The organism is Haloarchaeobius iranensis, assembly GCF_900103505.1.
Taxonomy (GTDB): Archaea; Halobacteriota; Halobacteria; order Halobacteriales; family Natrialbaceae; genus Haloarchaeobius; species Haloarchaeobius iranensis.
On record NZ_FNIA01000008.1, the window covers coordinates 16,526 to 40,057 of the forward strand.

Here is a 23,532-nt window from a genome sequence, read left to right on the forward strand (position 1 = left end):
AGCGCCGTGGTTCCGCTCAGTAGTTCTTGAACAGGTGCGCCCGCACGTCGTCCTTCGTCTGGACGTACTGCGTCGTCCCGTCGGGCATGTCGACCTCGTACCGGGCGTCCTCCTTCGAGGCCTCGCGCCACTTGTCCTCGTGCGTGTCGAGCAGGTTCATCATCGCGTTCAGCCGGTCGTCACCCTCCTCGCCCCCGTCGCTCGGGTCGGGCATCGGCGACGAACTCGCGCTCGTCGTCCCACCGTCCGCCGCCTCGGCCTGTGTGCTCCCGTCCGCGCCGGCCCCGCCGTCGGCCGTCGCCTCCGCCTCGTCCTGATGTTCGACGGCCTCCGCCGCCTGCTCCTCCGTCGACTCGTCGCCGGCCTCGTCGTCGGTCTCCGAGGGCGGCGCGACGTCGGCGTCGGCGTCGATGTCGTCCGCATCGACGTTGTCGATGAGGTACTGGAGCGCGTCTCGCTTTCGCACGTAGCCGTAGCGCGTCTCGGCCTGTATCTCCGTCCGCAGCGATTCGAGGAACTCCGCCTGCGCGTCGGAGATGGTCATCTCTGGCATGGTTCCACTCTCGAAGGCGTCCGTAATAAGCGTGGACGCTCTCGTCCGTCGAGGCGGCCCGACAGCCCGCCGCGGGCCGCCCGGCACCGGGAACGCCAGTTCTTAAGCCCGCGAACGCCAAGGTCTGGACGATATGGTCCAGATGGAGTCAGACTCGAACCTCGCGGCCGGCGACCTCGCGCCCGACTTCGAGCTGCCCGGCGTCGACGGCGAGACGTACACGCTCGACAGCTTCGCCGACGACGAGGCGCTGCTGCTGGTGTTCACCTGCAATCACTGTCCCTACGCGCAGGCGAAGTTCGGCCTGCTGAACGAGCTCGCGGCCGAGTACGAGGACGTGGCGGTCGTCGGCGTCAACCCGAACGACGCCGAGGAGTACCCCGACGACTCCTTCGAGGCGATGCGGGAGTGGACCGCGGACGGACGGGTGCAGTACGACGCCTACCTCCGCGACGAGTCCCAGGACATCGCGGCCGAGTACGGCGCCGTCTGTACGCCGGACCCGTTCCTGTTCGCGAAAGAGGACGGCGAGTTCAGACTCGTGTACCAGGGCCGGCTCGACGACGCCCTGAACCCGGAGGACGAGCCGACGCGGTTCCACATCCGCGAGGCAATCGAGGCCGTCCTCGCCGGCGAGGAGGTCGACCTCGACTGGGAGCCCTCCCGGGGCTGCTCCATCAAGTGGAAAGAGGACTGACGCGGCGGTAGCGCCCGACCACTGGTTCTCAGGCCGTCGGGTCCTCGGTGCGGTCGCGGAGCTCCGTCCGCCGGATCTTCCCGGTGACGGTCTTCGGGAGTTCGTCGACGAACTCGATCTCGCGCGGGTACTCGTGGGCCGAGAGCTCGTCTTTGACGTGGGTCTGCAGCTCCGAGACCAGCGCGTCCGAGCCCTCGTACTCGTCGGTGGGGACGACGTACGCCTTCACGATGTTCCCCCGCTCCTCGTGGGGTTTGGGGACGACGGCCGCCTCGGCGACGGCCGGATGCTCGCCGAGCGAGGACTCGACCTCGAAGGGGCCGATGCGGTAGCCCGAGGAGAGGATGACGTCGTCGGCGCGCCCCTCGAACCAGAAGTACCCGTCCTCGTCGACGTGGGCGAGGTCCCCGGAGAGGTACCAGTCCCCGACGAAGCAGTCCTCGGTCTGTTCTGGCTTCTCCCAGTAGCCCGCGAAGAAGCAGGGGTAGTCCCCGCGCTGGGCGATCTCACCGGTCTCGCCGGGAGGCAGTTCCTCGCCGGTCTCGGGGTCCACGATCGCGGCCTCGACACCCGGCAGCGGCCGGCCCATGCTGCCCGGCTTCACCGCCATCGTCGGGTAGTTGTTGATTATCATGTTGCCCGTCTCGGTCTGGCCGTAGGTGTCGTGGACGGTCACGCCGAGGCGGTCCTCGGCCCACTCGACGACCCCGCCGGAGAGGGGTTCGCCGATGGAGAGGGCGTGGCGCAGGTCAAGCGACGCGCCGTCGAGGACCGCCTCGTTCGCCCGGAGCATCCGGTAGGCCGTCGGGACCGAGAACAGCACCGAGATGGGGTACTCGTCGAGCAGCGTCGCCCACGTCTCGGGGTCGAACTCGCCCTCGTAGGTGAACAGGGTCGCGCCCCAGAACCACGCGCCGAGCGTGTTGATGGGGCCGGTGAGCCAGCCGAGGTCGCCGGTCGACCAGTAGCAGTCGCCGGGCTGCAGGTCGACGGCGTAGCGCTGTGTGGCCGCGACCCCGGCGACCCAGCGGTGCTTGTGCTGGACGCCCTTGGCCAGCCCGGTCGTCCCGCTGGTGTAGTACAGCAGCGCGTCGTCCTCACCGCCGGTCTCGGCCACCTCGTACTCCCGGCTGGCGTCCTCGACCGCGGCCCGGAAGCTGATGTCGCCCCGACGGATGCCGCGGCCGTCCTCGGAGAGCACGATGACGTGCTCGACGGAGGGCGCGTCTTCGAGCGCGCGGTCGATGGTGTCGCGGTTCTCGGCGGTCGTGACGACCACCTTGGCGTCGCAGTCGTCGAGTCGGTAGGCGATGCCGTCGGGGCCGAACCGCTCGTTCACCGACCCCCACACTGCGCCGGTCTTGAGCGTGCCGACCAGCGCGACGTAGTGCTCCGGCACCCGGGGCATGTACGAGAACACGCGGTCGCCCTCGTCGACCAGCCCGTCGAGGACGTTCGCGAACCGGTTCGAGCGGTCCCGCAGCTCCCAGAACGGGAGCGTCTCGGTCTCGCCGTCGGTGCCGACGTAGTAGAGGGCGACCCGCGACCGGTCCGTGGCGTGGCGGTCACAGACCTCGTGAGCGATGTTCAGCTGGTCGGGGGCGTCCCAGTCGGCCTCGCCGTAGATGTCGTCCCAGGAGAAGGTCTCGCGCAGTGCGTCGTAGTCCGTGAGGTTGTGGTCGTGCTCCTGCATGCGTGTTCACCGTTCACGTGGGGCGCTAATGATGGTTTGCCTGGATACCCAACGTACCGAGATGTCGTGGCCGCGGCTGTCCGTGACCGGCTCCGCTACACTGCCCGCCGGTACTGGATGGGCCACTCGACCGCGTCCTCCCTGTCCAGCTCCTCGGCCGCGTGCAGCGTGAAGTACGGGTCGCGCAGGTGCTCGCGGCCGACGATGGCGAGGTCGGCGCGCCCGTTCCGGACGAGTTCGTCGGCCTGCTCGGGCGTCGTTATCCCGCCGACCGCACCGACGAGCGCCTCCGTCGCCCCGTTCACGCGTTCGGCGTAGGGCACCTGGTAGCCCGGGCCGGCGTTCGGAACCTGCTGGTCGGGATGGAGTCCGCCCGCGGACACGTCGACGAGGTCGGCCCCCTCGTCGGCGAGGTCGCCCGCGAGCCGCGCGGTGTCGTCGACGGTCCACGACTCGCGGTCGGGGAGCCAGTCCGTCGCGGAGACGCGGACGAACACGGGCTTCCCGTCGGGCCAGACCTCGCGGACGGCGGCCGTGGTCTCGCGGACGATGCGCGTCCGGGCCTCGAAGTCGCCGCCGTAGCGGTCGTCGCGACGGTTGGTGACCGGCGACAGGAACTCGTGGAGCAGGTAGCCGTGAGCGGCGTGGACCTCCGCGACTTCGAAGCCGGCGTCGAGCGCGCGCTCGGCCGCGGCGCGGAAGTCCTCGACGAGGCCCTCGACCGCCTCGGTCGTCATCGTCGCGACGGTCTTGTCGTCGTCGTAGGGGTACGCCTCGGCCGACGGCGAGGGGGCGACCCAGCCCTCGCCGTCGGGCTGGACGGGGGTCGAGCCGTCCCACGGCGGCGTCTTCGAGCCCTTGTGGCCGGCGTGGGCGAGCTGGATGGCCGGCACCGAGCCCTGCCCCGCGATGAACGCGGCGATGGGTGCGAGCGCGTCGACGTGGGCGTCGCTCCAGATGCCGAGGTCGTCGGTGGAGATGCGGCCCGCGGGCGAGACCGCGGTCGCCTCGGTCATGACGATGCCCGCGCCGCCGACCGCCCGGCTGCCGAGGTGCTGCTGGTGCCAGTCCGTCGCCAGGCCGTCGCCCGCACAGGAGTACTGGCACATCGGGGAGACCATCACGCGGTTCGGCACTGTCGTCTCGCGTATCGTCAGGTCCGCGAAGAGGTCGCTCATCGAGGGCCGTAGCGCGCCGTCGGGGGTCAAGCCCACGGTGGCCGCACCCCTTGCCGCTATGACTGACGCCGGCGGCGCCGCGACCCGCCAACAGCGAAGGACGGGGCTTATCGCACTCGCCGGACAATCCGCTCGCATGAACCTACAGGAGACGTTCGGGACCGACGCGCCGGTCGTCGGCATGGTCCACCTGCCACCGCTGCCGGGCGCACCACGGTTCGACGGCGACCGCCAGGCGCTCCGCGAGCGGATGCTGGCCGACGCCCGCGCGCTCGAATCGGGCGGTGTCGACGGCATCATGGTCGAGAACTTCGGTGACGCGCCGTTCTACCCCGAGGACGTGCCGAAGCACGTCGTCGCCGAGATGGCGTCGCTCGGCACCGAACTCGTCGACGAGGTTTCGGTGCCGGTCGGCATCAACGTCCTCCGGAACGACGCCGAGGCGGCGCTCTCCGTCGCGGCCGCCGTCGGCGCCGACTACGTCCGGGTGAACGCCCACGTCGGCGCGACCGTCACCGACCAGGGACTCATCGAGGGCACGGCACACGAGACGATGCGGTTGCGCGACCGGCTGGACGCCGACGTGGCCGTGCTCGCCGACGTGGGCGTCAAGCACGCCGCGCCCCTGGCAGACCGCCCGATGCGCGAGGAGCTGGTCGACGCCGTCGAGCGCGGGCTCGCCGACGGCATCCTGGTGTCGGGCTCCGGGACCGGCGACCCGACCGACCGGAGCGTCCTCCAGACCGCCCGCGAGACCATCGACGACGCGGTGCCGGGGACCCCGCTGTTCGTCGGGAGCGGCGTGACGGCTGAGACGGTCGGCGAGACGCTCGAACTGGCCGACGGCGTCGTCGTCGGCACGGCGCTGAAGGACGGTGGCGAGACGACGAACCTCGTCGACGAGACGCGGGTCCGTTCGGTCGTCGAGGCGGCCCGAAGTCGATAAAAGCCGAAGCGGTCAGTCGTCGGCCGGGACGGGTTCGCCGTGGCTGACCTCGGTGCCGAGCACCTCGAGGAACTGCGAGAGCCACTCGGGGTGGTCCGGCCAGGCCTGGGCCGTGACCAGGTTCCGGTCGGTCGTCACGCCGTCGTGCCACGTGCCGCCCGCCTCCTCGACGTCGTACTCGAGCGCCGGATACGCCGTGCAGCCGTAGCCCTCGACGACGTCCGCGGCCGCGAGAATCTGCATGCCGTGGCAGATGCAGGCGACCGGCTTGTCCGCCTCGAAGAAGTGCTGGACGGCGTCGATGACCTGGTCGTAGTTGCGCAGGTACTCCGGGGCGCGCCCGCCGGGAACGACCAGCGCGTCGTAGTCCGCGGGGTCGATGTCGTCGAACGTCGCGTTCAGTGCGAAGTCGTGGCCCCGCGTCTCCAGATAGGTCTGGTCGCCCCGGAAGTCGTGGACCGCCGTCTTGACCGTGTCGTCGGCCGTCCGCTCCGGACAGACGGCGTGCACCTCGTGGCCGACGGCCTGGAGCGCCTGGAACGGCACCATGATCTCGTAGTCCTCGACGAAGTCGCCAGCCAGCAGCAGGATGTTCTTACCTGACATGGTGGAGTACACCGCCGAGAACTACGCCCGCGACGGGCTTAACGCTTGAGCCCCGTCGCCGACTTACTCCACGAGGTCCGCGTCGACGGTGTCGTCGTCTCCACCGTCGCCCACCGTGGGACCCGCCTCGACCGGTACGACCGTCGAGACGCGGGCGTTCTCCTTGATATCGATGCCGGCACCGCCGACCGTCAGCGGCACGAGCGGGAGGTGGCTGCCGACGGTCACCGTCGGGTGCGAGACGCCGCGGGCCATCAGCTTGTTCCGTGGCTGGAGCAGCAGCCGCGCGTGCTCGTCGCCGGTCACCAGCTCGTTGTACTGGAGCACGTACGTCCCCGCGTCGAGGTGCCACCACTGGTACTCGTCGTCGGGGTTTCGACGGGTCAGGTCGTGTGGTTCGAGGGCGGCCTCATCGAGTTCGTCCCCGCCGAAGTCGATGCGTCCCGAGCCGGCCACCTCGTGGATGGCGCCGACTGTCAGGTCGATGCCGTGCTCTCGAACCTGGGTCTCCGGGTGGACGAGGTTCTCCACGCGGTCGAGTACCTCCTGCATGGCCGGGGGTTGGAGTGCCATCCTCAAAAAGACCGGCTGGTTCCCCGCGGGAGTCGGCCGCGGGCCGACCACCGACAACACAACGGTTTTGACGGCAGCTTCCGACCGACGATGGTGTGAAGCGACGTCTCGGCTACCTCGCGTTCGTCGTCGCGCTGTCGGCTATCCTCGCGGTGAGCGTCCTCGAGACGGCGTGGGTGCCCCCCGAATCGCAGCAGTCCGCGAAGCCATGGGTACTGAAGGGACTGCTCGCGCTCGCCATCGCGAGCGGGACGTACGGTGTCTACCTCCTGCTCTCGGCGGGGATGAGCCGGCTGGTCCACGACAAGCGGCGTCGGCACGACATGCGCAACGTCGTCCGCTTCGTCATGGTCGTCGCGGCGATCGTCGCCGTCGCCGGCGTGCTGACCGACCAGTGGCTCGGGGTGCTGTTCTCGCTCGGCATCGTCGGCTTCGGGGTGACGGTCGCGCTGCAACAGCCCCTCACGTCGCTGCTCGGCTGGGTGTACATCCTCTCGATGCGGCCGTACCAGGTGGGCGACCGGGTCCGTATCGAGGACGCGAAGGGCGACGTCATCGACGTCGACTTCCTCGTGACGACGCTGTGGGAGGTCGAGGGCGACCTGGTCTCCTCGCATCAGCCGTCGGGGCGGACCGTGACGGTGCCCAACAGCCTCATCCTCACCTCGGAGGTGTTCAACTACACGCGGGACGACTTCCCGTTCGTCTGGAGCGAGGTGTCGATGCAGGTGTCGTACGAGACGGACCTCGACTTCGCGAAGGAGACCATGCGGGCGGTGGCCGAGGAGCAACTCGGCGAGGAGATGCGGGGACAGGTCGAGACGTACCGGGAGCAGCTGGCGGCGACGCCGGTCGACCTCGAGGTGCAGGACGGGCCGTCCGTGAACGTCGTCCAGAAGGAGACGTGGGTCGAGCTCCGGCTGCGTTTCCTGACCCGTCCCCGGCGGATACAGCGGACGAAGAACGCGCTGTACGACGAGATACTCGCGCGGTTCCAGGCGAACCCCGACAAGGTCGCGTTCCCGGCCGGTCGGTTCCGGTAGCCCGACGTATTTCTCGGTCCGGGCCGTCCGCCCCCGCATGACGGACGAGTACGACGTCATCATCGTCGGCGTCGGTGGCATGGGCAGTTCGGCGTGTGCCCACCTCGCCGACCGCGGCGTCGACGTGCTTGGCATCGAGCGGTTCGACGTCCCGCACAGCAACGGGTCCTCGCACGGCTCAACGCGCATCATCCGGACGGCGTACCACGAGCACCCCGACTACGTGCCGCTGGTCGAGCGCGCCTACGAGAACTGGCGCGACCTCGAGGACGCGACCGGGCGGGACCTGCTCCACGTCACGGGGTCGGTCTGTGCCGCGCCGCCGGACGGCGACCTCGTCGACGGCGCGCGGCTGGCCTGCGAGGACCACGGCCTCGACCACGAGACGATGACGGGCGCGGCGCTGAACGAGCGGTTCCCGGGCTACGGCGTCCCCGGCGACTACGACGCGCTCTACCAGCCCGACGGCGGGTTCCTCGACTGCGAGCGCGCCGTCAGCGCCCACGTGGAACGGGCGATGGCCGAGGGCGGAACCGTCCACGCCCGCGAGACGGTCACGGACTGGACGGCCGACGCGGACGGCGTCACCGTCGAGACGGACCGCGGTGCGTACGCCGCGGACGCGCTCGTCCTCGCGGCCGGCGCGTGGACCGGCGACCTGCTGCCCGAGCTCGGGGGGACGGTCGTCCCGGAGCGGCAGGTGCTCGGCTGGTTCCAGCCGCCCGAACGCCCGGACGACTTCGCCCCCGAGCGGTTCCCCGTCTTCGTCACGGAGAGCGACGACGGCGACGAGTACTACGGCTTCCCGCGCTACGACCGCCCCGGTGTGAAGGTCGGCCTCTACCACCACCTGCACGAGACCGTCGACCCCGACGACGTGGCCGCACCGACACCCGAGGACGAGGACGCGCTCCGCGGCCTCCTCCAGGACCACTTCCCCGCCGCCGACGGGCCGACGATGGGGCTGTCGACGTGCCTGTTCACCAACTCGCCGGACATGGACTTCGTCGTCGACACGCTGCCCGAGCAGGAGAACGTCGTCGTCGCGGCGGGCTTCTCGGGCCACGGCTTCAAGTTCGCCAGTGCGGTCGGGGAGGCGCTCGCCGACCTGGCGCTCGACGGCGAGACGCCCCTGCCGGTCGGCGGGTTCGCGGTCGACCGGGCGGCGATACGGGCCCCCTGAACCACCGCGCCGGAAACGCTTAGGTGGCCGTCGGTCCCAGTGCCTCGCATGGACCTCCTGCCAGACGAGACCGCACGGTTCGTCCGCGCGACAGCCCCCGAGGGGGACGACCTCGCCGCCGAGATGGACGCCTACGCCGAAGAAGAGGACTTCCCACACGTCGGGCCCGAGGTCGGAGGGCTGCTACGGAGCTTCGCGCGGATGGTCGACGCCGAGCGCGTCTTCGAGTTCGGCTCCGGCTTCGGCTACTCCGCCTACTGGTGGGGACAGGCTCTCCCGGCCGACGGCGACCTCGTCCTCACCGAGTTCGACAGGGACGAACTGGAGATGGCCCGCGAGTTCATGACCAGCGCCGGCCTCGACGCCATCGCGTACTACGAGCACGGCGACGCCCTCGACGCCATCGAGCGGTACGACGGCCCGTTCGACTGCGTGCTCGTCGACCACCAGAAACACCGCTACGCCGAGGCGTTCGACGCCGTCCGCGAGAAGGTCGCCCCCGGCGGTATCGTCGTCGCGGACAACGCGATGACCGCCGGCATCATCGAGTTCGAGAAGCTGCTCGCCATCGTCGAGGGCGACGACCCCGGCGAGGTGAACGAACACACGCAGGGCATCGCTGACTACCTGGCGACCGTGCGCTCGGACCCCGAGTTCGAGACGAACGTGCTGCCGGTGGGGGAAGGAATCGCGGTCAGCTACCGACTGGGCTGAGTCACTCCTCGTCGTCGTCGCTCGCCTCGTGTGCGTCCGCGGCGGGCGCGTTCCGCTTGACGCCCTCGATGGCGTCGTAGACCGCGGTCCGCTCGCTGTAGCCCTGGCCGCAGTCGGCGATGATGTTCCCGTTCCGGTGGCGGAGCCGCCAGCGCCACTTCCCTCCCCTGTCCTCGTACACCTCGAATGCCGCTCGACCGACGTCCAGCGCGTCGGCGTCGGGCGCGTACCGCCCGATGCGCTCGACGGCCTCCTCGACGCCGGACTCTGACGCGTAGCCCTCGCCGGAGTCGGCGACGAGTTCGTCGTTGCCGGCCCGGAGCCGCCAGCGCCAGTCGCCGCCCCTGTCCTCGAACGTCTCGAAGGCGAGGCTGCCGTCCGCGACACCGGACCGGACGGTGTCGACCGCACGCTTGGCGTCTCGCCGACGCGTGTACCCCTCACCGGAGTCGCCGAGGATGTTCCCGTTCTTGTGGACGAGCCGCCAGCGCCACTCTCGGGCGTTGTCGCGGAACACCTCGAACGACACCGGGTCGAACCGCAGGTAGTCGGCCGGCCCGACGTTGCCCCGGACGCTCTTCAGTGCGCGGGTCACGCCGCTTCGGTTCGAGTAGCCCTCGCCCGAGTCGGCGATGACGTTGCCGTTGTCGTGTCTGAGCCGCCAGCGCCAGTCGCCGCCCCTGTCCTCGAACAGCTCGAAGGTCGCCTGCGACTCGGTCTCGGTCACCGCCGGGAGCAACGGCACGTCGTCGAGTGCGTCCTCGCCGGTCTCCGCGGGCTCCTCGGCCGCGGCCGCCGGCGGCTGGACGACGGTCGCCCCGAGCGCGTTTCGACGGACGCTCTGGAGCCCATTCTGGGCGTTGTGCTTCCGGGTGTACCCCTCACCGCTGGAGGCGATGACGTTTCCGTTCCGGTGTCGCAGCCGCCAGCGGTACTCGCCGGCCCTGTCCGGGTACAGCTCGAACTGCGCGCTGCTCGTCCGGAGCGAGTCGAGCTCCGCGGACAGCGCCTCGACCTCGGCCTCCAGCTCGGTCTGGGCCGCCGCTGCATCTGTCCCGGCCTGCTCGCTGGCTGCCGTGTCCCGCTCGACCTGCTGTGCCAGCTCGTCCCGGTCCTCGCGGAGCGACTCCAGCTCCGATTCGAGTTCGGAGACGCGCTGGCCCGACGCGGCCGCAGCAGCCCCCGTTCGTGTCTCGGTCGGGCTCAACAGCGGCACGAACACGCCACCGATACCGATGATGGCGAGCCCCGCCGCGTACAGCAGCGCCACGGGTCGGTTTCCGGTCGTCGTGCTCCAGTCGACCGGGAAGACGACGGTGAACCAGACGATCGCGGCCGCACACATCACCAGCCCGAGGTACGTCGTGTACGTCGCGGTCCGCTGGAGCGGGAGCCTGATGACCGGCCCCGCGACCAGCAGCGCGATGCCCGCCGACGCGAGGACGATGCTCGCCTCACGCATCGTCGTCGCGCTCTCGCTCGACATGAACAGTGCGATGCCGACGACGCCCACCACGACCCCCACCGCGAACACCCAGTAGCCGTACGCCTCGTCCCCGGTGTCGGCAGTACCGATTCGGTCCTCGTACGCGGAGCGGAGCGCCCCGGATTCGTCGTCTGTTGCCATGTGCCATATCTCTGGTGCGCAACATAAAAGTCCTCGTGCGAACTGGAAGACAGGTCGGGGCCGGCGACACGGGCTATCAGAGTGAACACATGTAGCGCATCTCGGACAATCCGGCGACCGTGCGCTCGGACCGCCAGTTCGAGGCGGACGTGCTGCCGTCCGGTGGTCGAATCGTGGTCGGCCACCGGCGAGGCCCGCTGATGCCACTCAGTCCATCGCGTCGAGCAGTCGGTAGCCGAAGACCGGAATGCCGAGCAGCCAGGCCGGTGCCACCAGGCCGAACCCCTGGGACCCCCAGAGCACGACGTTCAGAAGCGCCAGGACGATCATGAGTCCCATCGTCCGCGGCGAACCGTTCTCCCACGACAGAATCGCGTTCGACCCCATATATCATCGCCAACGTATGGGAATAAAAACCACTTCTACTCGCTGTACATTACTGGCCGTGGACCGACTGTGGATCCCCCTACTCCCCACGGCGCCCCGCTCGCATATCGGAGACGCTTCGCTGCGCTCCGCGTCTCCCTATTCGAACCCGTCCTCGAACACGAAGGTCCCGTCGCGCTGGACGACCTCGCCGTCGACCTCGATGAAGCTGTCCTCGCTCATGTCGACGATCATGTCCTCGTGGACGACCGAGTCGTTGCCCTCGTTCTCTTCGCCGACGTTCTTCTCGTAGGCACGGCCGAGCGCGAGGTGGATGGTGTCGCCCATCTTCTCGTCGAACAGCATGTTGTACGTGAACCGGTCGATGTCGCGGTTCATCCCGATGCCAAGCTCGCCGAGGTGGCGGGCACCGTCGTCGGTGTCGAGCAGTGCCGAGAGCACCTCCTCGTTCTTCTCGGCGCTGTGCTCGACGACCTCGCCCTCCTCGAACTTCAGGTAGACGTTCGTTATCTCGCGCCCCTGGGCCATCAGCGGCTTGTCGAACAGCACCTCGCCCTCGACAGAATCCGGGATGGGTGCGGTGAACACCTCGCCGCCGGGCATGTTGTTCTCGGCCGTGTCGTTGACCGTGATGTTCCCGGCGACGGACATCGTGACGTCGGTCGTGTCGCCGCTCACGATGCGGACCTCCTCGGCGGGGTCGAGAATCTCGACCATCTGGGCCTGGAACTCGCGCTGCTCGTCCCAGTCCTTGTTGATGGCGCCCCAGACGAACTCCTCGTACGCCTCGGTGCTCATCTCGGCCTTCTGGGCGTCGCCGGGCGCGGGGTACTGCGTGACGACCCAGTTCGACTCCATCACCGTCTCCTGGATGGGCTTCATGTGCTGGCGACGGGCCTGGTTCTTCTCGGGCGGCACGTCGCTCGTCTCGAACATGTTCTTCGAGCCCCGGATGGAGATGAAGGCGTCCGTCTCCTCTGCGGCGGCGAGCGTGTGCGAGGGCGTGTCGAAGTCCTCGGGGTCGGCAGCACGCATGTACGCGCGATCCACGCGACTCGACTGGAGGCGTGTCTGTGGGTGCGCCCCCTTCTCGCCGAGCAGTTCGGCGACGGCGACGGCGAGGTCCTCCGCCTCCGGCGGCCCCGTGACGGTGACGTTGTCACCGGCTTCGATCTCGGCACAGTCCTCGACGAGTACTTCGGCCTGTTCCCTGACGCGTTCGTCCATACCACGGGTTACGACAAGCGACTGATATTCGTTTCGAAACATGGCCTGCCCGCCCACGGGCCGCGCTGTCGGGCCGTCGGTGGCAGACGAGGAGGACGGAGCCGCCGTGCTACCGCCGGCTGCCGGGCTGTGGGTCGACGTGGGGCGCGGCCATGAGGTCGTCGAACGGTTTCCCGTCGAGCCACTCGAGCAGGGCGACGAGCTGCTCGGTCGCGGCCTCGAACAGCTGTTCGCCCTTCTCGGCGGTCGCGTCGGTCTGGTCGCCGAAGACGCCGTTGGGCGAGTTGTCGATGGCGTCGTAGTAGTTCCGGGCACCGTGAATCGTCGGGTCCCCATCTTCCAGGTTCACGCGGCCGCCGTCGCGTGCCTGCTCCAGGCGGTCGTCGTGGACGTTGTCGCCGTCGAGGTACTGCAGCATCGCCGTCTCCTTCGGGCCGCCGTGGGGGCCGTTGTGCTCGAACAGCTCGTTGACGAGGTCGGGGATGGACTCGTCCCACATCCACTCGACGGCGAAGGCGACGCGGTCCTCTCGAAGGCGTCGGCCCACCTCGCGGAGGTGCTGCATGTTGCCGCCGTGCGCGTTGACGTAGACGACGCGGTCGATGCCGTGGTGGGTGAGGCTCCGCGTCATGCTCTCGACGTAGTCGCGGAACGCCGGCGGGTCGACCGACATCGTCCCGTGGAACTGCCGATGGTGCATGCTCACGCCCACGTTGACCGTCGGTGTGCAGAGGTAGCCGGCGCGGTCGGCCGCCTCGCGGGCGAGGTGTTCCGCGATCACGTGGTCGGTGCTCTCGGGGAGGTGTGGCCCGTGCTGCTCCGTCGACCCGATGGGGACGACCGCGAGCGACTCCTCGGCGAAGTACGAACCGAGGTCCGGCCACGCCTGGTCGGCGAGGTACATGGAGGTGCACGGGTACGCGGCGACGAAAAAGGTGGCTCTCCCGGCCAGCCGCGGGGTGGACCCGCGACTGGGACCGTCCCCCTACTCGTCGCTGCGGCGGCTCTCGTCCCGTCGCGACGACCGGTCCCGGCTGCTACCACTGGCGGTACTGCCGGACTCCGGCTCCGACCCGCGGTCGCCGGCGCGGCCGCCGGACGAACGCGAGCGACTGCTGGACGCGTCACGTCGCGTGGTCTCGACCGACGTCTCCGCCGAGCTGTCGTCGTCGGACGGGCCGTCCCGCGCCGACCAGTCCGCCGTCGAACCGCCGCCGCCCCCCTTCTTCCTGGGCGCCGGGTCGGACGACGAGGACGAGTCGCGGGCACGTCCCCCGCTGCGGCCCGTCCGTGCCTCGGCGCCGGACGCGCGCCCGCCGCTGCCCGACGTCGTCGTCCGGCCCAGTCCGGTGGTCGCGCTCTCGGTGCCGGCCTCGACCGCGTCGGCGACGACCTTGTACGTCGTCCCGGCCATCCCGGCGGTCCAGATCGCGGCGGCGGCAAGGAAGACGGCGCCGCCGACGAGGACGGTGAGGAAGCTCGCCTCCGCCGACCCGCTTCGCATCGAGGCGGCACCGCCGATGCTGAGTATCATGAACCCGGCGAACCCGACGGCGCCACTCAGGATCGTGACCAGCAGCTGGTAGCCCATCAGCTTGAAGCCGTACTTGATGCCGTCCATCGTCGAGACCGCGGTCATCGTCTCACCATGCACCCAATCTTGTCACTGCGGTGTTTAGTTCTTCTCGCCGACGGGGTTGGCTTCTCATCGAATCACGCGTCGGCGAGCCACTGCTGACGCCACCAGAGGTAGAGGCCGGTGACGACGAGGTTCAGGTACGGCACCGCGACGAGGTAGTAGGCGGCCGAGGGCCTGCGGCCGGTCTCGTGGGCGACGTACCGTCGGTCGAAGTAGAGCGCGAACGGCGCGAGCGTCGGCGTCAGCACCACGCCGAGTTCGAGCAGCCCCCCACCGTCGCCGACCCACGGTACCGTCCCGGACGCGACCGCGGTCGGGTCCGCCGCGACCCCGAGGACGGCACCGAAGAACGTCAGCACGGCGGGAACCAGCACGCCGGCCCACCACCGACTGCTCGGCACCGCCGGCTCGTACGGCGTGTCGGCGTCGGCCCGCCGGGCGGCCTGTCGCTCCGCCAGCCGTTCGCTCCGGTCGCGGTCCGGTGCCGGTCCGCGGGGTGGCTCTCGCGGTTGCCGCCGGCGGGCCGAGCGTTCGCGGTAGTCGCCGCCAGCGCCGTGCCGCGGCTCCTGCTCCGAGGCGATCGTCTCCGCGCGGCGGTCACGTTCGTACTGTACCTCGCCGCCGGCGTCGGTCGTCCGGCCGCTGCTCTCCCGGCTCGGCTCGCGGCGGCCGGGCTGTTGCGGTTCGCTCCGGCGGTCGCGTCGCCGTCGGTCCCGAGGCCGACTCTCGGGTGGGTCCCGCCGGCGCGGACGCGACTGGCCGTCCGAGCCGGTCTCGCGGTCGTCACGCTGCCCGTCGTGCTGCGCCTGGTCACTGCCTGCCCCGTCGTCCGCCGTGGCCACGTCCGGCTGCGTCGCGCCACAGCCCGTACAGCGGACCGCCTGTGCGACGAGCACCGAACTGCACTCCGGACAGCGCTTCTGCCAGGGTTCCAGCGTCGCCGTCTCGGCGTCGGCGGCGTCCGTCCGGTCCCTGTCGGCGGCGTCCTGGGTACCGCCCGATTCGCTGCTAGCGCCGCCCCCGTTCGACCTGTCGCGCTCGGTCCCGTCCGCGGGTCCGGTTCCGGTCGACGCCGCCTCGGGTGCTGCAGGGTCGGTCGCCCGCACTATCTCCTCGGACTCGTCGTGCTGGTCGTCGCTTGTCTCACTGCCGGAGCTGCTGTCGGCATCGGACGAACTATCTGCCGGACCGGCCGCAGCGGTCTGGCCGGACTGCTCGCCACGCTCCTCGGTGGCGAGCGCCGTGCCGCAGGCCGAGCAGAACCGGTCTCCGGCGTCCGCACGCGTCCCACAGGATGGACACACCGTCGCGTCGGCACCACCGTCACGACTCATTGGATATTGACACGTTCGGCAGGGGGAGGCAAATAAGTTCCTGCGTCGACCGCTGCACTCAACGCCTTTGGGCCTCCGTCACGAACTGCCGAACGATGCGCCGCCGTGCCCTGCTCTCCACGCTCGCGACCGCCTCCATCGCCGGCTGTAACGGCCTCGCAGACGGCGGAGGGACGACCCGACGGCCGCTGGAGGTCGAGACACCGACGCCGACAGCGACCGACTCGCCGTTCGCGGAGCCACGCGTCGAGCGGTCGCCGGCGACCGTCAGCGAGGTCGGCCCCGAGCACCGCCTGGTCTCGCTCCGCGCGACCGACGTTCCTGACGGACTCGCCCTCGATGCCGGGTTCGTCGGGACGGCCACCGAGTCCCACCCGGCGCTGCTCTGGGTCGGTCTCCGCAACGTCTCCGACTCCGACCGGACCCTCGAGTTCGGGGCGACCCCGCCGGTCTCCACGTACCGCCTCCGTGGCCGCGGCCTGCCGCTGTACGTCGTTCCCGTCTCCCAGGGGGACCCGACGGAGGGCCTCCGGCTCTGGAACGCCTGCTGGAAGACCCGTTCACGGGACGTGGTCGAGCCCGAGGACGAGACCCGGTCGGTGACGATACCGCCCGGCGCGACTGTCGGCGGACGCTACGGCGTCGTCGTGATGCGCGGTGCGGACGTGTGTCTCCCGACCGGCCAGTACGCGGTCGTCGGCGACGGTGGCTGGCGGCTCGGGCTCTCGGTGTTCCCCAGTCGGGCGGACGACTGGCGTGGGTCACAGTTCACGGACCCGTCGACGCCGGGACTGACCGCGATCGACGGGACCGTCCACTGGTTCCACGAGGCCGACGCGGACACGCCACGCTACCTGGAACCGAGCGCGGAGCAGGTCGGCCTCGCCAACGGCCGGCTCCGGACGACGCTGCACAACTACGGGCCGGGCTCGCTCGTCCACGACGGGGCGTGGGCGCTCGTCTCCCGGCACGAGGACGGCTGGGCGGTGGTCGCGCCGCTCGCCAGGGAGAGCAGCAGCGACGAGGACACCGTCGTCAGGCCGGGCGAACGGGACCGGACGACGTTCGACATCGACGGCCGGCCGCGGCTCGCCTACGGCGACCCCGCGAGCATCGGCGGGCTGTCTCCCGGGCGGTACGCTGTCGTCTTCCCCCGGGTGCAGGTGTGGCGCGGCAACGAGCGCCGCTCGCTCGACGTGTTCGCCACGCTCGTCGAACTCGTGGGGGACGGCCCGGAACTCGCACCGTCGGGCATGGTCGAGTCGACGACCAGGCGCGGCGACACCCTCGACGTGCTCGCCTCGGGCGACTCCGGCCCGTCGGACGCCGTCGTGACGGTCGAACGCACGGCGACGCGACCGGACACCTCGCTGATACTCCCGCAGGTGCTCCAGTTCCAGGCGCTCCGGGACACGCTCTCGTACCTCGTCGACGGCGACGTCGACCGGGTCGAGCTGCGGACGCCCGACGTGCGCCGGGAGCGGTTCGCCATCGGTGCCGCGACCCTTGGGCTCCCGACGGGGGAGGACGGCGGCGTCGCCTTCGCCTTCGATGGCACCGGCTACCGCGTCCGGACCGAGTCGGGCTGACCGGCCGACGGGCACCGCAAGAGGGATGTCGGTCCGCTGACCATCGACGGTCGTGCGACGCAGAGCAGCCCTCGCCGCCCTGACCGGTTCCCTGTCCGCCCTCGCCGGGTGTAACACGCTCGACCGCGGTGGTGGGACCGACCGGCCGGCGTTCGACGTGGCACCGCGCACCGAGGACCACGACGACCCCAACGACGCCGACGCCTACGACGACGGCCCCCCGGCCGACCCGAGCGACGCCGTCACCGTCGACGGGGTCCGACGGCGGCTGTCGGTGTTCGACCGCGCCGACGCCGAGCCGTTCGCGTACGACGTTGGCCTCCTCCCCCGCGACGACGGCGGTCCGGTCCGGCTGTGGGTGGCCCTGACGAACCGGAGCGACGCGGAGCGCGAGGTCGAGTTCGACGGCGCGGTCCCGTTCGGTGCCCCGATAGGCATCGCGTACGAGCCCGAGGAGGGGGTGCTCGAACCGGCTCCGGACGGCCCCCGGCTGTTCCTGGTGCCGACGAGCGACCCGGCGTTCGAGACGGTCCGCCCGGGCGACCCCGACACCGGCTGCTGGCGTGCGAGTGCCGACGTGAACGGGGTCGGCTACGTGCGGTCGGTCACGGTCGACCCCGGAGCCACCGTCGGACAGGTGTTCGAGCTGCTGACGCCCCCGTCGACGGACGGCTGCCTCCCGCCGGCGACGTACCGGTTCGAGACCGCCGACGGCCGCGCCGGGTTCTTCCTCGCCGTGCGACGGGTCCGCGCGGGTGGCGGCCCGCCGGCCTCGGTGCTGACCGACGTCGCGCTGCCCGTGCTGGAGTCCGAGACGAGCTGGTTCCACGACGCCCGTGCCGAGGACGCGGCGGTCTACCTCGAACCCGCCGCCGAGACGGCCGCCGCCGCGGAGGCGGTCACGTTCACCCTCCGTAACGACGGCGACCGGCCCGTCACCGTCGTCGGCCACGAGCTGTTCCGGTCGAACGGGACGGCGTGGCTCCCGGTCGCATCGTCCGCGGTGACGCTGTCGGGGAACCGGGAGTTCGTCCCCGTCGGCGGAGCGAGGGCCGTCGAGGTCGGCTTCGGGCGCTACGGCGACGACGTGACGCTCGACGAACTCCGGGCGGGCTACTACGCGGTGCGGCTCCGGCTCGCCGAGGCCGGGAGCGACCCGGCCGCCGCGGTGCACGTGACCGACGGGACCGACCCCGAGCTGACGCGGACGGACACGGTCGAGGCGACCACCGAGGAGCCCGACGGTACGCTCAGGGTCCGGACGAGGGAGTACGACCCGTCGGACCCAGGGGTGCTGACGGCCGAGGCGACGGGGGCCGGCGACGCCACCTCCGTACCGCTCGAGCTGGTCCTCAGGTTCCCCGCACTGCGGAACTCGCTGTCGTTCCTCGACGGCGTGGACCGGGACCGAGTCCGGCTGCTGACCGGTGACCACCGTGTCGACCCGGCGGTCGTCGCGCTCCCCGGTAGCGAGTCGTCGCGGGCCGTGGTCCGCTTCCGCGGCGAGACCTACACCGTGCGGGCGGTCCGGTAGTCCCCGGTCGACCCGCTACCGGGTCGGCCGGACACCGGGCTGCCGTCGCCACACCGTATTTGGGCGTCCGGACCGAACCGCAGGCATGGAACTCTTAGAGGACAGTCTCGTTCCGGAGGCGGCCCACGACATCAAGGCCGAGGCGCGGGCGTTCGCCGCCGAGCACATCGAGCCGAACGCACAGGAGTACTACCAGTCCGGCGAGTACCCCTGGGAGATACTCGAGGCGGGACAGGAGGCCGGGCTGGTCGGCCAGGACATCCCCGAGGAGTACGGCGGTCGGGGGCTCTCGCTGCCCGAGATTCTGGCGATGACGGAGGAGTTCTACAAGGCGGACGCGGGCATCGCGCTCACCCTCCAGCTCGCCAGCTTCGGCTGCGAGATGACCTACGAGTACGGCAACGAGGAGCAGAAAGAGACGTTCCTCCGACCCGTCGCCGAGGGCGAGCAGATATCGGGACTGGCGGTCTCCGAGCCCGAGACGGGGAGCGACCTCGCCGGCATCGAGACCACCGCCGAGAAGGACGGCGACGAGTACGTGCTCGACGGCGAGAAGTACTGGATCGGCAACGGCGTCGAGGCCGACTGGATAACGGTGTACGCACGCACCGACGACGACGAGGACAACCGCTACGGCAACCACTCCATCTTCATCGTGCCGACCGACATCGACGGCTACGAGCCCGAGCACATCCCCGAGAAGATGGGCTTTCGCGCCTCGAAGCAGGCCCACATCACGTTCGACGGCGCACGCATCCCCGAGGAGAACCTCGTCGGCCACGAGGGGAACGGCTTCATGATGCTCGCCGACTTCTTCAACCACGGCCGCGTCGCCGTCGCGGGCCACGGGCTCGGCCTCGCCGCCGCCGCCATCGAGGAGGCGTGGGCGTTCGTCCACGACCGCGAGCAGTTCGGACGCTCCATCTCCGACTTCCAGTCGGTCCAGCACGACCTCGCGGACATGCTGCTCGAGTTCGAGTCCGCACGGTCGCTCGTCTGGCGGGCCTGCGAGAAGGTCGAGAGCGGGCAGAACCCCGGCTACTGGGCCGCGATGGCCAAGACGAAGGCGACCGAGACCGCGACCGAGAACGCCGAGCTGGGGATGCAGCTCCACGGCGGCCGCTCCGTGCTCGACGAGCGGCGCATCGCCCGGGTGTACCGCGACGTGCGCATCCCGGTCATCTACGAGGGCGCGAACGCCATCCAGCGCAACCTCATCTACCGCCAGGCCTGACCCGGCTCAGACGACACCGGGGCAGCGGGTCGACGCGGCGTACGTCGCCTGCCGGTGGACGCCACAGGGTGGAGGCCGCGACCGACACACCCAGCCGGCGGCGTCAGCCGTTCTGTTCCCCCGGTGCCAGTCGGCTTCGGGGTGGGCTACCACAAGCGTCATTATCGCGACACCGAAACAGACGGGTAACCGAACTGCGCCCGGCCGACGGTGGCGAGCGTCGACCGGTCGCGAAAGGACTTGACACAATGACGGCCACGAAACGGGTTCTCATCATCAGCAACGACGCGCAGTTGCGCGCCAGTCTCGCCGCTCCCCTGCAGTGGTCCTACCCGAACGTCGAGGTTCTCACGGCCGCGGGCTTCACCGGCGTCATCGAACACCTCGCCGACGGCGACCTCGACTGCATCGTCAGCGACATGGAGACCATCGATGCCTCCCCGGCGGTGCTCCAGGCGACCCGCGAGCGACACCCCGACATCCCGCTGCTCGTGCTCACCGAGTACGAGGCCGACCGTGGGAGCGGTGCCGCCGTCATGGAGGTCGTCGACTTCCTCGACGGCGTCGGCGACGCCGGCTCGGACGACGCGTTCGCCGCCTGGGTCGCCAACTCCGTCGTCCGCAACCCGACCGACGCCGCGCCGCCCGGTGGGAGCCGTCCGGAGGACCTCGTCCGCGACGTGAAACGGGCGCTCGTCGACGCCTCGTCGCCCATGGACATCGAACAGGCCGTCTGCGAGCAGCTCACACTCGGCGGGCGCTACACCTTCGCGTGGATCGGCGAGTACGACAAGCGCGAGGGCCAGGTCGTCCCGTGGGTGTCGGCGAGCGCGACCGACGACTGGCCGGTCAGCGTGACCTTCCCCGTCGGGCGCGGCGGCGGCGGTGAACAGACGGTCATCGAGCGCGCGCTGCGGACCCGCGAACCCCAGGTCGTCAACGACATCGAGGCCCATCGCGCGGCCGTCCCGTGGCGGTCCGCGGCGACCGAACGTGGCTGCAACGCCGTCGTCGTCGCGCCGCTGTACTCCGACGACGAACTGTACGGCGTCCTCGGCGTCTACTCCGACGACCCCGGCGGCTTCTCCGAGATGGAGGTCAGCGCGCTCTGGGAGATCGCCGGCAGCGCCTCGCACGTCCTCGACACCATCGCCATCCGCGGCCGCATCGACCAGCAGGAGCGCGTCCTCAAACGCTACGAGCGTCTCGTCGAGACCGTCGGCGACGGCATGTACGCGCTCGACAGCGACGGCCACTTCATGACGGTCAACGACGCGATGCTCTCGATGACCGGCTACAGCCGGGAGGGGCTGCTCGGCGAACACATCTCCATCATCCTCGACGACGAGACCGTCGAACGGGGGGAGCGGGTCATCCAGGGGATGATCGCCGACGGCCGGATGGAGGGCGAGACCCAGGAGGTCACCGTCGACACGAAAGGTGGTCGGCGGTACCCCTGCGAGGTCCAACTGGCGCTGCTCCCCTACGACGACGAGTTCCGGGGGACGGTCGGCGTCATGCGCGACATCACGGAACGGAAGCAACGCGAACGCGAGCTCCAGCGTCAGAACGAGCGCCTCGACGCCTTCGCGAGCATCGTCAGCCACGACCTCCGGAACCCGCTCGGCGTCTCCCAGGGCTACCTCGAGATGGCGATGGAGAGCGCGCCCGAGGACGTTCGTGGCTCGCTCGAACACGTCGCCGACGGCCTCGAACGGATGGAGGACATCGTCGGCGACGTGCTCGCGATCGCCAGACAGGGCCAGACCGTCACCGAGACCGAGCCGATGGAGCTCGACGCGCTGGTCCGCGAGGCGTGGGCGAACGTCGAGACGCCCGCGGCGACGCTTAACATCGAGGGGTCGGGTCGGTTCGAGGCCGACCGCTCACGGCTCCTGCGGGCGTTCGAGAACCTGTTCCGCAACGCCATCGAGCACGGCGGCGAGGACGTCACCGTCGAGGTCGGACTGTTGTACGAGGAGCCGGAGCACACCGTCGACACCGGTGGGTTCCAGTTCCCGGAGGAAGCCGGAACCGGCGTCGAACACGTCGAGACGGAGACGCAGACGATGGTCGGGTTCTACGTCGCGGACGACGGCGAAGGGATGCCGGCGGAGGTACGAGAGAACGCGTTCGACTCGGACTTCTCGACCTCGGACGAGGGTCTCGGCATCGGGCTGTGGGTCGTCAGAGAAGTCGCGAGTGCGCACGGCTGGACGACACGGGTCGTCGAGAGCGAGTCTGGTGGGGCCAGGTTCGAGTTCTCGGACGTGGAGTCGCCGTAATCAGCTACCGCCGGGGAGGTCCTGGAACGCGCCGACGAAGTCGTCGTGGTCCTGCATCCCGGAGACGGTCTGGTCCACGCGCTCGCGGAGTTCGTCGACGCGCTCGCAGAGTTCCGCGTACTCGTCGTTGTCTTCGAGCTCCCGCTCGGACTTCTCGGACTCGAGCAGGGACTTCTTCGAGACGAGTGCGTAGTACTCCTGGATGTCCGTCTCGTACTCGGAGCGACCGGTGACGCTCTCGACTACCTGGAGGAGTTCGTCCTTCGAGACCGGCTTCACGAGGTAGTCGTCGAAGCCCATCTCGATGATGTCGAAGTCGGGGTCGACGGCGGTGACCATCACGACGCGACAGTCGTAGCCCTGCTCGCGGATGCGGTCCAGCACCTCGTCGCCGGAGAGACCGGGCATCCGCCTGTCGAGCAGCACTATCTCGACAGTGTCCTCCATCAGCTCCAGCGCCGACTCGCCGTCGTAGGCCGCCTCGACGTTGTAGTCCGTCTGGAGCCACGCGGCGAAGAGGTCCGCCAGTCGCGACTCGTCGTCGACGACGAGCACCTCGAGGCCACCCGATGTGTCGCCAGCCCCTTGACCGTCGTTTTCTGCCACGTTCGGGCTATGGTGTCTATGGTTCATAAATGCCGCGCCCACAGTTCTTCTTTCTGATATAAGGAGGGCCAGATAACAACCCGCGGTGGGTTTTCTCTGTCACATCGTACCGAGACGAACGCGGCCGAGCGGGTTACGGCGCGACGCGGTCGTACCGTCCCGACAGGTACTCGACGACCCGGTCCACGACGTCGGGGTCGTACGTCCAGCAGCCGTAGAACCCCTCGACCTCGCCCTCGCGAGCGAGGAGGGCACACTTCTCCTCGGGCGTGTCACCGCCGTCGAACGCGACGAACCAGGTGAGCCGGAGCTCCTCGTCGTCGCTGGCGTGGACCTGCAGGCCGTCGACGTCGACGGTCGCGTCCGGTGCCCCGTAGATGTGGATGTCGAGGTCGGTCGTCGCGAGCCGACGGTACACGTCGGTCTGGTCGGTAAAGCGCGAGAGCTCCTGGAAGCCGACGTGTAGCTCGCCCGTCCCGTAGCGGAACGCGCGGTCCTCTATCTCGCGGGTCACGTCCATCATCCGGCCGCTGTCGTAGGACGTGAACGTCGTCTCTTTCAGCGGCAACAGCAGCGGCTCGTGGTCGGTGTCGTCGATTCCGAGGCCATCGGGGCCCGGATTCGGGCCGTCGAGCAGCGACCGTAGCTCGTCGCCGGTGACGGCGGCGTAGAACTCGTCGGGCGCGGTCAGCGTACCGAACGTCGGCGCGTCGGCGACCGTCTCGTCGACGTCGACACGGACGTTCATGTCCTCGAAGAAGGACGCGAGTTCGGTGTCCAGCGACGACGCTGGCGGGAGATTGAACAGCGTCAGCGTCTTCTCGCTCGACCGAACCCGGTCGATGATGTCGAGGAGTGTCACATCCCTTACTCGCGCGCCGGGG

General features: G+C 69.9%; 22 protein-coding genes. 9 read left to right on the forward strand and 13 right to left on the reverse strand.

Annotated features, from left to right (window positions below; all coding sequences use genetic code 11):
* Positions 1-16: 16 nt before the first annotated feature.
* Complete coding sequence (locus BLT27_RS19715) at positions 17-553, reverse strand: hypothetical protein (protein ID WP_089732837.1); 537 nt, start codon at positions 551-553, stop codon at positions 17-19.
* Between the two features lie 133 nt (positions 554-686).
* Here BLT27_RS19715 and BLT27_RS08450 point away from each other — a divergent pair, with 133 nt between their 5' ends.
* On the forward strand, positions 687-1,250 hold the full coding sequence (locus BLT27_RS08450; protein WP_089732839.1) for a thioredoxin family protein: 564 nt from the start codon (positions 687-689) through the stop codon (positions 1,248-1,250).
* 28 nt (positions 1,251-1,278) lie between these two features.
* Here BLT27_RS08450 and BLT27_RS08455 read toward each other — a convergent pair whose 3' ends face one another.
* Positions 1,279-2,943, reverse strand: coding sequence for an acetate--CoA ligase (locus BLT27_RS08455; RefSeq protein WP_089732840.1), 1,665 nt, complete (start codon positions 2,941-2,943; stop codon positions 1,279-1,281).
* A 95-nt stretch (positions 2,944-3,038) separates the two neighbouring features.
* On the reverse strand, positions 3,039-4,121 hold the full coding sequence (locus BLT27_RS08460) for an NADH:flavin oxidoreductase/NADH oxidase (RefSeq protein ID WP_089732842.1): 1,083 nt from the start codon (positions 4,119-4,121) through the stop codon (positions 3,039-3,041).
* Between the two features lie 136 nt (positions 4,122-4,257).
* Here BLT27_RS08460 and BLT27_RS08465 point away from each other — a divergent pair, with 136 nt between their 5' ends.
* On the forward strand, positions 4,258-5,067 hold the full coding sequence (locus BLT27_RS08465; protein ID WP_089732844.1) for a BtpA/SgcQ family protein: 810 nt from the start codon (positions 4,258-4,260) through the stop codon (positions 5,065-5,067).
* Between the two features lie 12 nt (positions 5,068-5,079).
* Here BLT27_RS08465 and BLT27_RS08470 read toward each other — a convergent pair whose 3' ends face one another.
* Positions 5,080-5,673, reverse strand: a complete 594-nt coding sequence (locus BLT27_RS08470) for a DJ-1/PfpI family protein (RefSeq protein ID WP_089733153.1) — start codon at positions 5,671-5,673, stop codon at positions 5,080-5,082.
* A 63-nt stretch (positions 5,674-5,736) separates the two neighbouring features.
* Positions 5,737-6,225, reverse strand: coding sequence for a dCTP deaminase/dUTPase family protein (locus tag BLT27_RS08475; RefSeq protein ID WP_245707684.1), 489 nt, complete (start codon positions 6,223-6,225; stop codon positions 5,737-5,739).
* 116 nt (positions 6,226-6,341) lie between these two features.
* On the opposite strand from BLT27_RS08475, the gene BLT27_RS08480 reads away from it, so the two are divergent.
* From BLT27_RS08480 to BLT27_RS08490, 3 genes are read left to right on the forward strand one after another with little or no spacing between them, the layout of a single operon-like run.
* On the forward strand, positions 6,342-7,289 hold the full coding sequence (locus BLT27_RS08480; RefSeq protein ID WP_089732848.1) for a mechanosensitive ion channel family protein: 948 nt from the start codon (positions 6,342-6,344) through the stop codon (positions 7,287-7,289).
* Between the two features lie 37 nt (positions 7,290-7,326).
* Positions 7,327-8,472 (forward strand): N-methyl-L-tryptophan oxidase, encoded by a 1,146-nt coding sequence (gene solA / locus BLT27_RS08485; RefSeq protein WP_089732850.1) that lies wholly within the window; start codon positions 7,327-7,329, stop codon positions 8,470-8,472.
* A gap of 48 nt (positions 8,473-8,520) precedes the next feature.
* Positions 8,521-9,186: an O-methyltransferase gene (locus BLT27_RS08490; RefSeq protein ID WP_089732852.1), complete on the forward strand. Its 666-nt coding sequence runs from the start codon at positions 8,521-8,523 to the stop codon at positions 9,184-9,186.
* A 1-nt stretch (position 9,187) separates the two neighbouring features.
* Here the strand turns inward: BLT27_RS08490 and BLT27_RS08495 are convergent, their stop codons facing one another.
* The 6 genes from BLT27_RS08495 to BLT27_RS08520 all read right to left on the reverse strand — a co-directional run bounded on the left by BLT27_RS08495 (position 9,188) and on the right by BLT27_RS08520 (position 15,400).
* Positions 9,188-10,813 (reverse strand): HVO_2922 family protein, encoded by a 1,626-nt coding sequence (locus BLT27_RS08495; protein ID WP_089732855.1) that lies wholly within the window; start codon positions 10,811-10,813, stop codon positions 9,188-9,190.
* Between the two features lie 207 nt (positions 10,814-11,020).
* Positions 11,021-11,152: a hypothetical protein gene (locus tag BLT27_RS20400; RefSeq protein ID WP_281241455.1), complete on the reverse strand. Its 132-nt coding sequence runs from the start codon at positions 11,150-11,152 to the stop codon at positions 11,021-11,023.
* 186 nt (positions 11,153-11,338) lie between these two features.
* Complete coding sequence (locus tag BLT27_RS08505; RefSeq protein ID WP_089732859.1) at positions 11,339-12,427, reverse strand: aminopeptidase; 1,089 nt, start codon at positions 12,425-12,427, stop codon at positions 11,339-11,341.
* A gap of 109 nt (positions 12,428-12,536) precedes the next feature.
* Positions 12,537-13,331: a creatininase family protein gene (locus tag BLT27_RS08510; protein ID WP_089732861.1), complete on the reverse strand. Its 795-nt coding sequence runs from the start codon at positions 13,329-13,331 to the stop codon at positions 12,537-12,539.
* Positions 13,332-13,412: 81 nt separating this feature from the next.
* The gene (locus tag BLT27_RS08515; RefSeq protein ID WP_089732863.1) at positions 13,413-14,066 is read right to left on the reverse strand and encodes a hypothetical protein; all 654 of its coding nucleotides are present in this window, start codon (positions 14,064-14,066) and stop codon (positions 13,413-13,415) included.
* A 74-nt stretch (positions 14,067-14,140) separates the two neighbouring features.
* Positions 14,141-15,400 carry a zinc-ribbon domain-containing protein gene (locus tag BLT27_RS08520; protein ID WP_089732864.1) on the reverse strand — a complete coding sequence of 420 codons (1,260 nt, stop codon included), beginning with the start codon at positions 15,398-15,400 and terminating at the stop codon, positions 14,141-14,143.
* Between the two features lie 95 nt (positions 15,401-15,495).
* On the opposite strand from BLT27_RS08520, the gene BLT27_RS08525 reads away from it, so the two are divergent.
* From BLT27_RS08525 to BLT27_RS08540, 4 genes are all read left to right on the forward strand, one after another.
* A complete protein-coding gene (locus tag BLT27_RS08525) occupies positions 15,496-16,989 on the forward strand; it encodes a hypothetical protein (RefSeq protein ID WP_089732866.1) in 1,494 nt (497 codons plus the stop codon).
* A 52-nt stretch (positions 16,990-17,041) separates the two neighbouring features.
* Positions 17,042-18,523 (forward strand): hypothetical protein, encoded by a 1,482-nt coding sequence (locus BLT27_RS08530; protein WP_089732868.1) that lies wholly within the window; start codon positions 17,042-17,044, stop codon positions 18,521-18,523.
* A gap of 85 nt (positions 18,524-18,608) precedes the next feature.
* Positions 18,609-19,757: an acyl-CoA dehydrogenase family protein gene (locus BLT27_RS08535; RefSeq protein ID WP_089732870.1), complete on the forward strand. Its 1,149-nt coding sequence runs from the start codon at positions 18,609-18,611 to the stop codon at positions 19,755-19,757.
* Positions 19,758-20,005: 248 nt separating this feature from the next.
* Positions 20,006-22,042 carry a hybrid sensor histidine kinase/response regulator gene (locus BLT27_RS08540; RefSeq protein ID WP_089732872.1) on the forward strand — a complete coding sequence of 679 codons (2,037 nt, stop codon included), beginning with the start codon at positions 20,006-20,008 and terminating at the stop codon, positions 22,040-22,042.
* Here BLT27_RS08540 and BLT27_RS08545 read toward each other — a convergent pair whose 3' ends face one another.
* Together BLT27_RS08545 and BLT27_RS08550 are read right to left on the reverse strand one after the other, a co-directional pair.
* The gene (locus BLT27_RS08545) at positions 22,043-22,648 is read right to left on the reverse strand and encodes a HalX domain-containing protein (RefSeq protein WP_245707685.1); all 606 of its coding nucleotides are present in this window, start codon (positions 22,646-22,648) and stop codon (positions 22,043-22,045) included.
* A 133-nt stretch (positions 22,649-22,781) separates the two neighbouring features.
* Entirely contained in the window at positions 22,782-23,510 is a 729-nt protein-coding gene (locus BLT27_RS08550) for a DICT sensory domain-containing protein (protein WP_089732877.1), read from the reverse strand.
* Between the last annotated feature and the right edge of the window lie 22 nt (positions 23,511-23,532).

What these genes read in the sequence shown, in the direction of transcription:
- BLT27_RS19715 (WP_089732837.1), bottom strand. Translation starts at nt 553, where the DNA reads ATGCCAGAGATGACCATCTCCGACGCGCAGGCGGAGTTCCTCGAATCG.
- BLT27_RS08450 (WP_089732839.1), top strand. Translation starts at nt 687, where the DNA reads ATGGTCCAGATGGAGTCAGACTCGAACCTCGCGGCCGGCGACCTCGCG.
- BLT27_RS08455 (WP_089732840.1), bottom strand. Translation starts at nt 2,943, where the DNA reads ATGCAGGAGCACGACCACAACCTCACGGACTACGACGCACTGCGCGAG.
- BLT27_RS08460 (WP_089732842.1), bottom strand. Translation starts at nt 4,121, where the DNA reads ATGAGCGACCTCTTCGCGGACCTGACGATACGCGAGACGACAGTGCCG.
- BLT27_RS08465 (WP_089732844.1), top strand. Translation starts at nt 4,258, where the DNA reads ATGAACCTACAGGAGACGTTCGGGACCGACGCGCCGGTCGTCGGCATG.
- BLT27_RS08470 (WP_089733153.1), bottom strand. Translation starts at nt 5,673, where the DNA reads ATGTCAGGTAAGAACATCCTGCTGCTGGCTGGCGACTTCGTCGAGGAC.
- BLT27_RS08475 (WP_245707684.1), bottom strand. Translation starts at nt 6,225, where the DNA reads ATGCAGGAGGTACTCGACCGCGTGGAGAACCTCGTCCACCCGGAGACC.
- solA (WP_089732850.1), top strand. Translation starts at nt 7,327, where the DNA reads ATGACGGACGAGTACGACGTCATCATCGTCGGCGTCGGTGGCATGGGC.
- BLT27_RS08490 (WP_089732852.1), top strand. Translation starts at nt 8,521, where the DNA reads ATGGACCTCCTGCCAGACGAGACCGCACGGTTCGTCCGCGCGACAGCC.
- BLT27_RS08495 (WP_089732855.1), bottom strand. Translation starts at nt 10,813, where the DNA reads ATGGCAACAGACGACGAATCCGGGGCGCTCCGCTCCGCGTACGAGGAC.
- BLT27_RS20400 (WP_281241455.1), bottom strand. Translation starts at nt 11,152, where the DNA reads ATGGGACTCATGATCGTCCTGGCGCTTCTGAACGTCGTGCTCTGGGGG.
- BLT27_RS08505 (WP_089732859.1), bottom strand. Translation starts at nt 12,427, where the DNA reads ATGGACGAACGCGTCAGGGAACAGGCCGAAGTACTCGTCGAGGACTGT.
- BLT27_RS08510 (WP_089732861.1), bottom strand. Translation starts at nt 13,331, where the DNA reads ATGTACCTCGCCGACCAGGCGTGGCCGGACCTCGGTTCGTACTTCGCC.
- BLT27_RS08515 (WP_089732863.1), bottom strand. Translation starts at nt 14,066, where the DNA reads ATGACCGCGGTCTCGACGATGGACGGCATCAAGTACGGCTTCAAGCTG.
- BLT27_RS08520 (WP_089732864.1), bottom strand. Translation starts at nt 15,400, where the DNA reads ATGAGTCGTGACGGTGGTGCCGACGCGACGGTGTGTCCATCCTGTGGG.
- BLT27_RS08525 (WP_089732866.1), top strand. Translation starts at nt 15,496, where the DNA reads ATGCGCCGCCGTGCCCTGCTCTCCACGCTCGCGACCGCCTCCATCGCC.
- BLT27_RS08535 (WP_089732870.1), top strand. Translation starts at nt 18,609, where the DNA reads ATGGAACTCTTAGAGGACAGTCTCGTTCCGGAGGCGGCCCACGACATC.
- BLT27_RS08540 (WP_089732872.1), top strand. Translation starts at nt 20,006, where the DNA reads ATGACGGCCACGAAACGGGTTCTCATCATCAGCAACGACGCGCAGTTG.